Genomic DNA, 12,824 nt, shown 5'->3' with positions numbered 1-12,824 from the left:
ATCGGCGATATCTCTGATGCCGATTTCGTGCGGGCTGCCGTAATGGACCGGCCCGCCGTGCATTTCGGGGAACTGTTCCGTTACACGTGTGACGGTCTCCACTTCACTCTCATCAAACGGCCGCATTGAGACGACCAGTTCGCCGCCGAACACGCCCGCGGGATCGGTCGCGATATTCGTCTTGTACATGGCGACGTTCCGCCTCTCATCAATATGCCTGATTGAAAGTCCCTCATCCAGGATAGCCTGCTCGAACGTAAAGCTGCAGCCGATAAGGAATGTGACGAAGTCATCCCGCCAATATCCTCTGATGTCATCCGTCGTCTCGCGGAGCACGCCGTCCTCATATATATTATACTTCGGCACGTCTGTCCGGATGTCGGAGCCGTCCGCAAACCGGCTTTTTGTCTGTCCGTCTTCGATGACCTCAATCACGGGCACCGCCTTTTTATTGCGCATGGCATACAGCAGGAAGTCAAATGCGTAAACCTTCGGCAGGATGACCAGGTTCGCCTGGACTTTATGGCCCGCGGCACCTGAGGTCGTTCCGGTGAACTCACCATTCCTGATCGCTTCTCTCAATTCTTTAGAATCCACTTCGTATCCTCCTATCTATTCCATAGATCTGCCAGGCCTTCAAGTGACATGATCCCGGCAATGAGTGTGATGATTACAGCGACGGCACCGAAAATGATCATCCACGCGGGATGGCGGTAATCACCGACGATTTTCTTCCTTCTGGAGGCGATAAGTATCGCACCAAGAGTGACCGGCAGGATGAGACCGTTGAAGGCGCCTGCCAGGATGAGCAGCGCCACGGGGCGTCCGACGAAAGTGAATATCACCGTCGACACGACGATGAACACGACGATCACCGTATTGTTGTGTTCATCAAAGAACCTGTGTATAGATCTCAGGAAAGACGCGCTGGTATAGGCTGAACCGATGACGGATGACAATGCTGCCGCAACGAGCACGACACCGAACACCTGCATGCCGATGTCACCGAGTGCGATCTGGAACACGGAAGCCGGCGGGTTATCCGGGTCGAGCGTCGCACCCGTCGCCACCACACCGAGCACAGCGAGGAATAGAAGCACACGCATGACGCCCGTTGTCAGGATGCCATAGTTCGCCGCCTTGCTGACAAAGTTCAGGCTCTCCTGCCCCGTCATGCCCGCTTCGATCAGTCTGTGCGCGCCGGCGAATGTAATGTAGCCGCCCACTGTGCCGCCGACCAGTGTGATGATCGGCACCACAAGGGACAAAGGCTCTTCAGGCGCAATCGCCCGGAGCGCCGCCTCACCATATGGCGGATTGGACCGGATCATGACAAATGCGGTGATGAGAATCATCAGCACACCGAGTGACTGTGTGACAACGTCCATTACAGCACGGCCGTTCTTGACAAGGAAGACGACGATAGCGAATGCACCGGTCAGTGCTGCACCAACCCGCACATCCCATCCGAATATCGCGTTGAAGCCGAGGCCTGCCCCGGCGACGTTGCCGATGTTGAAGGCGAAGCCGCCGAGGACGATGAGCAGTGCCACGGCATGGCCGAGCCCCGGTGCAACGTCGTTTGCGACATCCTGTCCCCGTTTGCCGGAGACGCTGAGCACCCGCCAGATGTTCAGCTGCGCACCGATGTCAATTATGATCGAAGCCAGTATGGCAAAAGCGAAGCTTGCCAGAAACTGTTCGGTAAACACGGCCGTCTGCGTCAGGAACGCCGGGCCGATGGATGAGGTGGCCATCAGGAAGATGGCACCAAAGAGCAGACGCCGCTGTGCTGCGGTTATTTTCGGTTTTTCATTCATTTTTCCACACCCCTTCCAATCTACATCGTTTTGATCCCTATCCCGTTCTCACCGAGCTGCCGTCTGATCTCGCTGACAAATTCCAGCGCCTTCGGACCATCACCATGCACGCATACGCTGTCTGCCTGGATATCGATGTCACGGCCGCCGATGGATTCGACCCTGCCTTCTTGGACCATGCGGATGACGCGTCCGACCGCTACGTCCGTGTCCGTGATCATCGCGTCTTCCTTGCGTCTTGAGACGAGTGTGCCGTCATCCTCATAGGCGCGGTCGGCGAATACTTCGTGCCTGACTTCAAGACCTGCCTCCTCCCCGGCTTTCACAAGGTTCTGGTTGGAGAGCCCCAGCAGTTTGAGCCCGGGATTGTAATCGCGCACCGCTTCGGCAATCGTTTTGGCAAGTTCCTTATCCTGGAACGTGGCATTATACAGTGCGCCGTGCGGTTTGACATGGTTCATCTCAAGACCTGCGACTCTACAGAACCCATCCAGGGCGCCGAGCTGATAGAACATGAGGGACCTGACTTCCGGCATGGAAAGTTCCATATACCTTCTGCCGAATCCCATCAGGTCGGGGTACGCCGGATGCGCTCCGATGCCGGTGCTCCCGCTTTCTTTGATCATTCGGACGGTCTTCAGCATGACCGACGGATCGCTCGCATGGAATCCGCAGGCGACGTTCGCCGATGAGATCAGCGGAATGATTTCATCATCGTTACCTATCGTGTAGTTGCCGTAGCTCTCTCCGAGGTCTGCATTCAGATCAACTGTCAGCATGTTCATACTCCCTTTCTATTCTATGATTCCATTGCGTTCCAAAAACTTGATGTCCACGGTATTGTCTATATATTTCGGATGGTTCATCAGATAATGCTGGAAATCGAGTGTCGTATCAATCGGTGAGATCACCGTTTCCCCGAGCACATGCCGCATCTTTCTGATGGCTTTTTCGCGGTCCGGGGCATGTGCAATGATCTTGGCGATCATCGAGTCGTAGTCCGGCGGGATCTGATAGCCTCGAAACACGTGGGTGTCGATGCGCACACCGTTGCCGAGGCCGAAGTGCAGCCGGTCGATATTGCCCGGAGACGGCATGAAATTTTTGGCGGGGTTCTCTGCATTGATCCGGCATTCGATGGCAAAACCGTTCATCTCTATATCTTCCTGCCGGATATTGAACCGGCCGGACAATGCAACCTCGAGCTGCAGGCGGATGATGTCGATTCCGGTGATCATCTCGGAAATCGTATGCTCCACCTGTACCCGCGTGTTCATCTCCATGAAGTAGAATGCATCCTCTTCCTCCACATACAAATACTCGACGGTGCCTGCACCGGCATACCCGAGCTTTCCGATGGCGGCAGCCGTCCGCTCCGTAATATCCGCACGCGTCGCATCAGTGAGGACTGCTGCCGGCGCTTCCTCTATCAGCTTCTGGTTATTGCGCTGGATCGAACAGTCCCGCTCGAAGAGATGCACCGCATCCCCTTTGCCGTCACCGATGATCTGCACTTCAATGTGCCTCGCTTTCGGAATGTATTTCTCTACATAGATCCGGTCGTCGCCGAACGCATTCTTCGCCTCCTTCCTGGCGTCTTTGTACTGTTTCTCGAGGTACTGCTCATCATGCACGAAGCGCATCCCTTTTCCACCACCGCCGGAGACGGCCTTGATGACGATCGGGAAGCCGATAGCTTCCGCCACTTCCTTCACTTCATCGATGCTTTCCACAACACCTTCGCTGCCCGGGATGACCGGGATGCCCGCGGCTTTCACGGTCCGTCTCGCTTCCGCCTTGTCCCCCATCTTTTTCATGATGGCGGAATCCGGGCCGACGAAGATGATGCCCGCTTCTTCGCAACGCTGTGCAAACCCTGGAGTTTCCGACAGGAATCCGTAGCCGGGATGGATGGCATCCGCGTCCGAGACTTCCGCCGCCTGGAGCATGCGGTCGATGTCCAGATAACTGTCGCTGCTCTTGGGCGGACCGATGCAGATGGCTTCATCCGCCATCGTGACATGCAGGCTGTCCCGGTCCGCCGTGGAATAGACGGCCACGCTCCCGAGACCCATCTCCCTGAGCGTCCGTATGATGCGGACGGCGATTTCACCGCGGTTGGCGATCAATACTTTCTTCATACTGTCTAGTCCTCCTTCGGCCTGAGCATTACAAGCGGCTGATCGTATTCGACCGTTTCGCCGTTCCCGACGAGTATCTCCTCAACCACCCCGCCGGCATCGGCCAGCACATCATTGAACACTTTCATCGCTTCGATCATGCCAATCTGATCACCGCTTGACACCGTGTCACCCGCTTCGACGAAATTCTCCGTGCTGTTTTCCTCCTTATGCGTATAGAACGTGCCGACCTGTGTCGCCTTCACTGTATGCAGTCCGTCCTGCCCCCCGTCCGCAGAAGCCTTGTTTTTACCGCTGTGCTCTGTCACGACAGTGTCCCTTCCGCCTTTCGTCTCTATGTGTACCTCCGTATCCATATCTCCGACGCGGAGCACTTTAAGGTCTTCCTCTTTCGCCAGTTTTATCAATTCCCTGATCTTTTCAATTTCCATAGCCGTCACCTCTTCATGATACTTTCAATTTTTCCGGCCAGCGGCCGTCTGTGGGACTTGAAATCATTGTCGATTTCAAAATACTCATCTGACCGGATCTTCCCGATTTCAGCCTTGTAAAGTTCCGCCGCCCTGTCCACACCGATTTCCTCAAACCGGATCGTGTCGCCCTGCCGTTTCTGCACAAGCTTCGGTATGTCACAGAGCGCCACTGTGGCAATGCGGGCATATCCGCCGGCGGTCTGCCGGTCGTTCAGCAGGATGATCGGTTTGCCGTTTTTCGGAATCTGGATGCTGCCGAGCTGCGTCGGCTCACTCAGCACGTCGTGTCCACCCGCAGCTTCGATCACTTCGCCGTCAAGCCTGAATCCCATGCGGTCACAGTCCTTGGTAAGTCTATACCCGGAACCGTAGAACGTATCCAGATTCTCTTTGAATCTGTCGTACTGCTGACCGGGAATCACACGGATGACATCATCGCCATCATCAAAAACCCTGATCCGCCCCGTGCCGGAGGCACCATTGCCCCCGGCCGCTTTCAGCCTGTCACCGGATTCAAGTGTCCTGCCGCCGAATCCCCCGATGCCGCTCCGCGTATGCGTCGAGGCGCTGCCGAACACTTCGGGGACAGTGAAGCCGCCGGCCACAGCGAGATAGGTTCGCGCACCGCGCTCTGCGCCGCCAAAGGATATCTGTTCCCCTTTCATCAGCGGCATCACCGTGGCGGTCTTCATTTCCCGGCCGTCGACAGCCACCGGCATTTCCGCGCCGGCTGTGGCGATCGTTACATCCTTTGTCACTTCAAAGGAGGCGCCGTGCAGTGTCATCTCAAGCACCGCCGCCCCTTCATCATTGCCGAGCAGCCGATTCGCGAGCATCATCGCCCGCCAGTCCATCGCACCGGCCGGGGAAAAGCCTTCGGCCTGATGGCCGTATCTTCCCATATCCTGGACCGTTGTGAAAAGCCCCGGATTCATCACCTTCAATGCCATCATCCATCACTCCCCGACTCAATTTTCACTTCATAGCGGCCGGCTTCAATCTCAGCCTTTATGTCTTCGTACTCCCCTTCATCGATGGCCCGGTATACAATCCGGTCCCCGGCCTGGTAGAGGATCGGTTCCGCACGCCCCGGGTCGTATAAGGGGACCGGCGTCCGTCCGAGCAGATTCCAGCCGCCCGGGGATTCGAACGGATACATGCCGGTCTGTTTCCCGCCGATGCCGACCGAACCGGCGGGAATACGCACCCGCGGTGTCTCAAGCCTCGCCTTATGCAGTTTTTCATCGAGACCGCCGAGATACGGGAAGCCGGGCATGAAGCCGAGCATATACACCAGGTATTCCTTCCCGCTGTGCATGTCGATCACTTCATCTGCAGAAAGTCCATTCTCTTCAAAGTTTTCAATATCCGGGCCGTATTCCCCGCCGTAGCAGACAGGAATCTCCACCACCCGGTATTCAAATCCACCCTCGAGCAGTGCATCGGTATTGATATCCCGGAGCTTCCCTTCAATCGTTCCGGCATCCGTTTTGAAAATATCGAAATAGATGATCAGACTCGTATATGAGATGACGATCTCCCCGAGTCCGGCGATATCAAGTGATTCTATTTTCTTCTTCAGTTCGACCAGCCGCCGGTTCACTTCCTCATCGATGTCATCGCCCATATATATCGTAAGCGCGTTTTCCGCATACTGCCTGACTTCCATTCTTTCACCTTCTTTTGCATATTCGTCCCTTAAAGTATAACTTATAACGATAAAAATTAAATATTTGAACAATTCAATTCTACCAGACACCTTTGATATGTTATAGTTGATTTTAAATTATTGGGAAAATTCAATACGCAGACATCCATCGCTGCATAAACGGAAAGAAGGAATCATTATGTTGTCACTCCTTGGATCGATCGTCAACGTGCTGGCCATTGCCGCCGGCAGTTTCACCGGACTGTTCTGGCGCAATATCAGCGAACAGATGAAAACAACCGTCCTCCAGGGCATTGCAGTCACGGTCATCGTCCTCGGCATCAGCATGGCGCTTGAAACCGACCGGATCATCATCGTCATCGCCAGCATCGCACTCGGTGCCATGCTGGGTGAGAGATGGAGGCTCGAGGACAGGATGAACCGCTTCGGCATCTGGCTCGAAACGAAGACCGGTGCCAGGGAAGGCGGCGTTGCCCAGGCGTTCGTCACTGCGACGCTCATATTCGTCGTCGGTGCAGTCGGCATCGTCGGCGCCCTCGACAGCGGGCTCAGAGGAGACCATACAGTGCTGTACACGAAATCGATGCTTGACGGCATCACCGCCATATTCCTCACTTCCACGCTCGGTGTCGGAATCATCTTCTCGGCGGTGCCGGTGTTTTTATTCCAGGGAATCATTACATTATTCGCAGTAAGGATCGACCGCCTCGTGCCGCCGGACCTCATGGATCAGCTGATCGTCGAAATCACTGGAGTCGGCGGTGTCATGATCATAGCGATCGGCATCCGGCTGCTCGGCATCCTAAACATCCGGGTGGCGAATCTTCTGCCCGCCCTGCTCTTCACAGTCGCAATCGTGAGCATCATGTATTATCGGGAGCCGCTGGTGCAGTTCTTCACCGGCTGGTTCTGAATCCAATGAATGATTTTTACAATATAAAAGGAGTGATCTGACAATGAACACTTTTCTTGAAAAGATGAAAGCGGAGATGCTGGATGACAAAACTTCCGAGAGACTGCACAGCCGGATCCTTGAAATATCCGAAATCGGCCGGACCGAAGATGAAGGTTCAAAACGCATGGGCTACTCCGGACTGGAAAATGAGGCAAAGGAGAAAGTCACCGGCTGGATGGAGGATATCGGCATGAATGTCCGCACCGACGGTGCCGGCAACGTATTCGGGAGATACCAGGGCCATGATGATTCTGAAGTATTGATGGCGGGCTCCCATCTGGACTCTGTACCGAACGGCGGAAATTTCGATGGCGTGGCGGGTGTGCTGTCAGCGCTCGAGATTGCGGAACTGTGGCATGAAGCCGGGTATACACCGGATCACTCCTACGAAGTCGTCATCTTCTCCGATGAGGAGGGCAGCCGCTTCAACAGCGGACTTACCGGGAGCCGGGCATTCATGGGGCTGATTGATGAAGATGAACTGGACAAATACCGCGACCCCGAAGGACAGACGATCGATGATGTACTCGGGAATATCGGTTCAGACCGCAAACGGTTCCTCGCATCAAGAGGCCAGGACTGCAGCATAAAGATGTACGGGGAAATCCATATCGAGCAGGCGAAACAGCTGGAGGAAAAAGACCTTCCTGTCGGCATCGTGAGCGGCATTGCGGGAGCGACGCGGACGAGTGTCACATTCATAGGCGAAGCCGGGCATGCGGGATCGACACCGATGCACCAGAGGAATGATGCGCTTGTCCAGGCATCAGAATTCATCCGGACACTGCCGGAAGTCGCGACATCAGTGAGCCCGACCGCAGTCGCCACCGTCGGCAAGATGGAAGTCAGCCCGAACGGCGTCAATGTCATCCCCGGCGAAGTCGAACTCGTCGTGGACGGGAGGGACATCAATGAGGACCAGCAGGCCGAGCTCATCGAAGGTGTGAGGAAGCACGCCGAAAGCATCGCGGAACAGTCTGCCGTCACAGCCCGGATAGATCTCACCACACGCATCATGCCGGTACCCATCAGAGATGAAGTGATTGCCGGCATGGAGGAATCCTTCAGAAGGCAGGGACAGATCCCTGTCCACCTGCCGAGCGGCGCCGGCCATGATGCGATGAGCATCGGTACAAAGCACCCGATCACCATGCTTTTCGTCAGAAGCGTCGGCGGTGTCAGCCACACACCGGAGGAATTCAGCCATATCAGTGACATCAGGGATGCCGTCCTCATACTCAAGGACTTCTTCGAAAATCTCGAGTGACGCAAAAAGGTTCAGATCAAGTTGATCTGAACCTTTTTCATTCATCCGAGAAACTCCTGTACCGTATGTTCACGTTTATCCAGCATGATCTGCTCTGCCTTTATATCCAACCCGCGCAGCAGTGCAATGTTCTCTGTCAGAAACGCATCGCTTCCCACTACGTAGAACAGGCCCTCTTTATCTTCAGCAAGTTTTCTGACCTGATCATAATATTCATCCCGGTTATCCACGAACTTTGAGGTGAAACCCTTTTCCGGTGCCGATTCGAAAATATCTGTGAAAAGATAATCTTTTGAGGAATCGATGTTCAGTGAATACAGGTTCCCCATCTCATCCGGCCGGTTCATGTATTCCCGGACAAGCGGCCGGAACGTCGCCAGCCCGACGCCTGCGGAAAGGAGATAGATATTTTTATCCTCCCTTTTCAGCGGCACATTGGAGTGTGTCTTGAATACTGCCACAGGACTGCCGGCATCGAGACCTTCCAGTATATCCTTGAACCCGGAACGCTGCTTTCGGATACGTGTCGTAATCCCTATGAATGTCTCATCCGGCAGTGTCGAGATCGACATATGGCGGACCAGCCCCTTATTGGGCTTCTCACCCGCATTGAACCCTTCAAGCCCGAGATGCGTGTGCGAACCTTCCTCCCAGGTGAACCCGTCAGGGCAGTCCAGCATATACGTCCTTACCTCCGGTGTTTCCTGAATCACTTCGTTTATCTTTGTCCAATGGATTTGCATATATTATACAGTCCCCCGTCATCATTTTATCAATACTGTTAATCAGTATATAACAAATGATAACGATTCTCAATTAAATGGTTCCAAAGATACAAAACCGGCGGCAACATGCCTGCCGGTTTTTACTATTCCTCCACACCCAGTTCTTTCCTGGCCATCTTTTCATATTCTTCCATGCCGGATTCCATCGCAAATTCTGCAATATCCACTGAAAACGAGGACATGAGTTCCATCATGTGTTCTTTCATGCCCGGCCAGTGATAGCCGCCGGCCGCCTTATAGGCTGCTGTCAGATTATCAAGTCCCTCTTCGCCGAACACTCTGTAATGGCCCATGAAATCCTTCGATATATCCGAAACTTTCGCCTCGGTCCAGTCGATGAGTCCTGTGACGTTGGATTCACTGTCCACCATGATATGACCGGGGTGCAGATCCCCGTGGATCATGCCTGTCTCTGCCGGCCACAATTGATCTGTTTCAACCCATTTCATCCAGCGGTCCCACAACCCTTCAGAAACACCGAAACGATCCTTGACCTTTATCATGCGTTCTTTCATATTTTTTCTCAGACCGTCGGGGCCGATGGACTCTATGCCCGCCTTCCGGGCTTCATCAAGGGATATGCTGTGCAGCTCCGCCATCGTTTCGGCAAGCGTTCTTGTAAAGTTTTCAGGCAGATTCTGATTATCGATTTCGAATATATAGTTCTGGATTGCCGGGTCAATCGTCCCCGCCGGCACACCGCCAAGACTCCGATAGGCAATCAGGTCCTCTTCGTATATCTCCCATACAGGCACTTCAAAATCCACATTCCGCGCAATCAGGTCCAGGGCCTTCTTCTCAGGCTTCGTCCGGACAAATACATCCTCCCTTCTCGGTATTCTCAACACCCAGTTCCTATCTTCTCTGTCCGATCCGAAGACCACCTGGAAATCCAGTCCTGAATTATTTTCCACCAAATTTTTCCGGTTCAGTTCCAGGCCGTGCGCTTCGGCCAGTCCCGCGACTTCGTCCATCGTTCTTCCCATGAAACCACTCCTTAAAATTCATTACATAACTTTACCCTCATGAGGGTAAAGTGAAAACAGTTTATTTCAGGAGAGTGATCCCATGGACCACAACCCAAAAATACAGCCGCCCGCCATCATCATCTATGCAGTCCTTGCCGCAGCATTTCTCTTTGTCTCCAGTGAAACCGGCAGTTATCTTCTGGAAAATACAGATCTGCCGCTGAATCTCGTCCGCTTCCTGCAGGGTGTCCTGTTTACCGTTCTTACTCTGGTCCTCTTCTTCTTTGTGCAGCGTAAAGACAGAGGAATCATACGAAAGATCAAGCTTGTCGGACCCTATAGCCCGGGCAGGATGAAAACAGCCATACTGATTCCTTTCATCCTCATCTCTCTTGGAATACTCAGCGCAGATCTCTTCGGACTTATTGAAAATACCTCGTTGAATCTGACGGGCGCAGTCATGACGGCGCTGCTGCTCAATACAGTTACAGCATTCCTGTATGAGGCGTTCCCCGAAGAGCTGTTCCTACGCGGGCTCATCTACGAACAGTTGAGAAGGAAATTCAGCTTCCCTGTCTCTCTATTCTCCCAGACAGTGATTTTCCTGCTTGTTGCGGTCTCAAGCTTCCTGCTGCAGTCTGTCCTGTTCGGCGAGCCCGTCTCCATCACACCGGACTACATCATACTGATATTCTTCTTTGGTCTCGTTCTTCAACTGGTCAAGGAATACACAGGCACGCTCTGGATGAGCATCATATTCCACCTCATCTATCTTGAGACGGCACGGTTCATCTCCGGCGCATCAAATACAGAAGGAGAGGGACTGATCGTATACGACGAGCTGTTCCCGGGCGTACTGGTCATCTACCTCTCATTCCTGTTCGTAGTGTTGGGGAGTCTCGTCTGCTTTTCCATACTGGTCTTCAGGCTTAAAAAACATAATATATGAAAATAATATTGTCTATCAGGCATTTTTCACCGGCACCACCATAAACCCGTCTTCAGTGTTGCCGAACATCTTGCCTTCTGCCCTGCCATGATAGATGCTGTACATGCCGTAGGCGCACAAAAATGCATCGATCTTATCTTCTGTGTGCTTATGCTCGTTGCGTGTGAGGGAAGTCACGTCTAAAGTGAGCTTTGAACTAAGTCCGCTGATATGCCCCTCGACTGTTTCTATTCTTCCAAGCCGATTGAACAGCATTTCCATCTGCCGGCATGTTTCTTCAAAAGAAATCCTGGGCTTCCGTTTATACTTCACGGGGTAAATTTCCGGGAACAGACCGCAGCAGATGCCGGTCGGGAACGTTTCGATGATATTGGATTTTGATTCGCTGAATCCGACCTCTGTATCAGGAAATTCCCCTTGTATCATCTTCATCAGCGTTTCACCCCGTATATCTCCGAAAACCTTCATGAAATAGCTCCTGTTTGAATTGAAGGCGAACAGCCGGTGCCCGTTGATTTTCGCCCGCATCAGTGCGCCTTCCGCCCCTCTCGAGCCGGTCTCGTTGTTTACGATCAGCGGTGCGTCGATAGCGATGCACATTTCATCTACGCTGTAGTTCCTGATGATCTCCAGTATTTCTTCATTCGTGTAAATGCCGGCATCAAGAAATTTCACCTCTCCACTCCCACTGATTACACAGATTCCCGACTCATTTTTATAGGTCCACGCCAGATCGATTCCTATGAACAGCATACATATACACCCTTTTCCTGTAGTATTGTATTTATGGTACCATCCGACATAATCCGGATGGAAATTGTCGAGAGTTTTCTCCTGCCTCTCTCTACAATAAAGATTGAAAGGACGGGAAAATGATGATTAAAACATTGAATGATGTGATCGACTTCATTGAGGACAATCTCGCGTATGATATCAAGATCGAGGATGTGGCAAAATACATCGGTGAATCAGACTACCACTTCAGGAAGATATTCCAGTACATCAGCGGCATGCCGCTCGGCGAATATATCAAAAAGAGGAAGCTTGCCAAAGCAAATCGCGATCTGGTGGACGGACAAAGCGTGACGGATACGGCGTTCAAATACGGCTATCAGTCCATCGACGGTTTCACGAGGGCATTCAAATCCTGGAGCGGCTATCTGCCCTCTGAAGTCTACAGGAATAAGGTCATCGTTTCTTTCCCGAAACTTTCATTCTATATCGATGTCAGAGGAGGAGAAAATATGGAAGTACAGATTAAAGAGCTGCCGGCATTCACGATTGCCGGTGTCAAAAAGAGGGTGCCTATGCAGTTTGAAGGCGTAAATGATGAAATTGTCAAACTGGCTGAAAGCATCACCGGGGAACAGAGGACAAAGATGCATGAACTGATGAATATGGAACCGGCCCACGTCGTCAATGCATCATATGATTCAGACGAAAAGTTTTTGAAGGACGAAGGCGACCTGACCCATGTAATTGGTGTACCGACTACAGAAACGGATATCAGTCCGCTGCTTGACACAGTGGAAGTTGCGGCCCACACATGGGCGGTCTTCCCAAACGAGGGCCCATTCCCGGAAACACTCCAGAACACGATGGCACGTACCTATTCTGAATGGCTGCCGTCATCCGGGTATGAAGTCATCGATGCTCCATCTTTCTCATTCACCATCATGGATGAGGAGAAGGAGAAACATGCCTACAGCGAAGTATGGATGCCGGTGAGACAAAACCGCATCCAATAAAATCAGGAACCGGTGAAATTTCATTTTTATACTTCCTCTTATTATAGTA

The 12,824-nt window shown here is 52.8% G+C and carries 14 protein-coding genes; 4 read left to right on the top strand and 10 right to left on the bottom strand.

What is annotated here, in order from left to right; genetic code table 11:
• From WN59_RS13245 to pxpB, 7 genes are all read right to left on the bottom strand, one after another.
• Nucleotides 1-597, bottom strand: a 597-nt coding sequence (locus WN59_RS13245; RefSeq protein ID WP_046580872.1) for a D-glutamate cyclase family protein, incomplete at its 3' end; no start/stop codon positions are given.
• 11 nt (nucleotides 598-608) lie between these two features.
• On the bottom strand, nucleotides 609-1,820 hold the full coding sequence (locus WN59_RS13240; protein WP_046580871.1) for an NRAMP family divalent metal transporter: 1,212 nt from the start codon (nucleotides 1,818-1,820) through the stop codon (nucleotides 609-611).
• A gap of 20 nt (nucleotides 1,821-1,840) precedes the next feature.
• Nucleotides 1,841-2,596 carry a LamB/YcsF family protein gene (locus WN59_RS13235; protein WP_269430695.1) on the bottom strand — a complete coding sequence of 252 codons (756 nt, stop codon included), beginning with the start codon at nucleotides 2,594-2,596 and terminating at the stop codon, nucleotides 1,841-1,843.
• An 18-nt stretch (nucleotides 2,597-2,614) separates the two neighbouring features.
• On the bottom strand, nucleotides 2,615-3,961 hold the full coding sequence (gene accC, locus WN59_RS13230) for an acetyl-CoA carboxylase biotin carboxylase subunit (protein WP_046580868.1): 1,347 nt from the start codon (nucleotides 3,959-3,961) through the stop codon (nucleotides 2,615-2,617).
• A 5-nt stretch (nucleotides 3,962-3,966) separates the two neighbouring features.
• Nucleotides 3,967-4,392 (bottom strand): acetyl-CoA carboxylase biotin carboxyl carrier protein, encoded by a 426-nt coding sequence (locus tag WN59_RS13225; protein WP_046580867.1) that lies wholly within the window; start codon nucleotides 4,390-4,392, stop codon nucleotides 3,967-3,969.
• A gap of 5 nt (nucleotides 4,393-4,397) precedes the next feature.
• Nucleotides 4,398-5,387: a 5-oxoprolinase subunit C family protein gene (locus WN59_RS13220; RefSeq protein WP_052747462.1), complete on the bottom strand. Its 990-nt coding sequence runs from the start codon at nucleotides 5,385-5,387 to the stop codon at nucleotides 4,398-4,400.
• Nucleotides 5,384-6,103 carry a 5-oxoprolinase subunit PxpB gene (pxpB, locus tag WN59_RS13215; protein ID WP_046580864.1) on the bottom strand — a complete coding sequence of 240 codons (720 nt, stop codon included), beginning with the start codon at nucleotides 6,101-6,103 and terminating at the stop codon, nucleotides 5,384-5,386. Before pxpB ends, WN59_RS13220 begins: the two co-directional genes overlap by 4 nt.
• Before the next feature lie 178 nt (nucleotides 6,104-6,281).
• Here pxpB and WN59_RS13210 point away from each other — a divergent pair, with 178 nt between their 5' ends.
• Nucleotides 6,282-7,016: a DUF554 domain-containing protein gene (locus tag WN59_RS13210; protein WP_331386425.1), complete on the top strand. Its 735-nt coding sequence runs from the start codon at nucleotides 6,282-6,284 to the stop codon at nucleotides 7,014-7,016.
• A 43-nt stretch (nucleotides 7,017-7,059) separates the two neighbouring features.
• A complete protein-coding gene (locus tag WN59_RS13205) occupies nucleotides 7,060-8,325 on the top strand; it encodes a Zn-dependent hydrolase (protein ID WP_046580862.1) in 1,266 nt (421 codons plus the stop codon).
• Between the two features lie 41 nt (nucleotides 8,326-8,366).
• Here the strand turns inward: WN59_RS13205 and WN59_RS13200 are convergent, their stop codons facing one another.
• Nucleotides 8,367-9,068 (bottom strand): ferredoxin reductase domain-containing protein, encoded by a 702-nt coding sequence (locus tag WN59_RS13200; RefSeq protein WP_046580861.1) that lies wholly within the window; start codon nucleotides 9,066-9,068, stop codon nucleotides 8,367-8,369.
• Nucleotides 9,069-9,193: 125 nt separating this feature from the next.
• The gene (locus WN59_RS13195) at nucleotides 9,194-10,096 is read right to left on the bottom strand and encodes a macrolide 2'-phosphotransferase (protein WP_046580859.1); all 903 of its coding nucleotides are present in this window, start codon (nucleotides 10,094-10,096) and stop codon (nucleotides 9,194-9,196) included.
• A gap of 82 nt (nucleotides 10,097-10,178) precedes the next feature.
• Here WN59_RS13195 and WN59_RS13375 point away from each other — a divergent pair, with 82 nt between their 5' ends.
• Nucleotides 10,179-11,027 (top strand): CPBP family intramembrane glutamic endopeptidase, encoded by an 849-nt coding sequence (locus tag WN59_RS13375; RefSeq protein ID WP_052747459.1) that lies wholly within the window; start codon nucleotides 10,179-10,181, stop codon nucleotides 11,025-11,027.
• Between the two features lie 15 nt (nucleotides 11,028-11,042).
• Here the strand turns inward: WN59_RS13375 and WN59_RS13185 are convergent, their stop codons facing one another.
• Nucleotides 11,043-11,780: a DUF429 domain-containing protein gene (locus tag WN59_RS13185; RefSeq protein WP_046580856.1), complete on the bottom strand. Its 738-nt coding sequence runs from the start codon at nucleotides 11,778-11,780 to the stop codon at nucleotides 11,043-11,045.
• Between the two features lie 122 nt (nucleotides 11,781-11,902).
• Here WN59_RS13185 and WN59_RS13180 point away from each other — a divergent pair, with 122 nt between their 5' ends.
• Nucleotides 11,903-12,775, top strand: coding sequence for an AraC family transcriptional regulator (locus tag WN59_RS13180; protein ID WP_046580855.1), 873 nt, complete (start codon nucleotides 11,903-11,905; stop codon nucleotides 12,773-12,775).
• Nucleotides 12,776-12,824 lie beyond the last annotated feature (49 nt).

This window comes from Salinicoccus sediminis (assembly GCF_000986795.1).
Classification (GTDB): Bacteria; Bacillota; Bacilli; order Staphylococcales; family Salinicoccaceae; genus Salinicoccus; species Salinicoccus sediminis.
This window is presented reverse-complemented; position numbering and strand designations above follow the sequence as displayed.

Excerpts from the sequence above, each read along its gene's own strand:
- WN59_RS13220 (WP_052747462.1), bottom strand. The coding sequence starts at position 5,387 with ATGATGGCATTGAAGGTGATGAATCCGGGGCTTTTCACAACGGTCCAG.
- WN59_RS13210 (WP_331386425.1), top strand. The coding sequence starts at position 6,282 with ATGTTGTCACTCCTTGGATCGATCGTCAACGTGCTGGCCATTGCCGCC.
- accC (WP_046580868.1), bottom strand. The coding sequence starts at position 3,961 with ATGAAGAAAGTATTGATCGCCAACCGCGGTGAAATCGCCGTCCGCATC.
- WN59_RS13375 (WP_052747459.1), top strand. The coding sequence starts at position 10,179 with ATGGACCACAACCCAAAAATACAGCCGCCCGCCATCATCATCTATGCA.
- WN59_RS13240 (WP_046580871.1), bottom strand. The coding sequence starts at position 1,820 with ATGAATGAAAAACCGAAAATAACCGCAGCACAGCGGCGTCTGCTCTTT.
- WN59_RS13180 (WP_046580855.1), top strand. The coding sequence starts at position 11,903 with ATGATTAAAACATTGAATGATGTGATCGACTTCATTGAGGACAATCTC.
- WN59_RS13205 (WP_046580862.1), top strand. The coding sequence starts at position 7,060 with ATGAACACTTTTCTTGAAAAGATGAAAGCGGAGATGCTGGATGACAAA.
- pxpB (WP_046580864.1), bottom strand. The coding sequence starts at position 6,103 with ATGGAAGTCAGGCAGTATGCGGAAAACGCGCTTACGATATATATGGGC.
- WN59_RS13225 (WP_046580867.1), bottom strand. The coding sequence starts at position 4,392 with ATGGAAATTGAAAAGATCAGGGAATTGATAAAACTGGCGAAAGAGGAA.
- WN59_RS13200 (WP_046580861.1), bottom strand. The coding sequence starts at position 9,068 with ATGCAAATCCATTGGACAAAGATAAACGAAGTGATTCAGGAAACACCG.
- WN59_RS13185 (WP_046580856.1), bottom strand. The coding sequence starts at position 11,780 with ATGCTGTTCATAGGAATCGATCTGGCGTGGACCTATAAAAATGAGTCG.
- WN59_RS13195 (WP_046580859.1), bottom strand. The coding sequence starts at position 10,096 with ATGGGAAGAACGATGGACGAAGTCGCGGGACTGGCCGAAGCGCACGGC.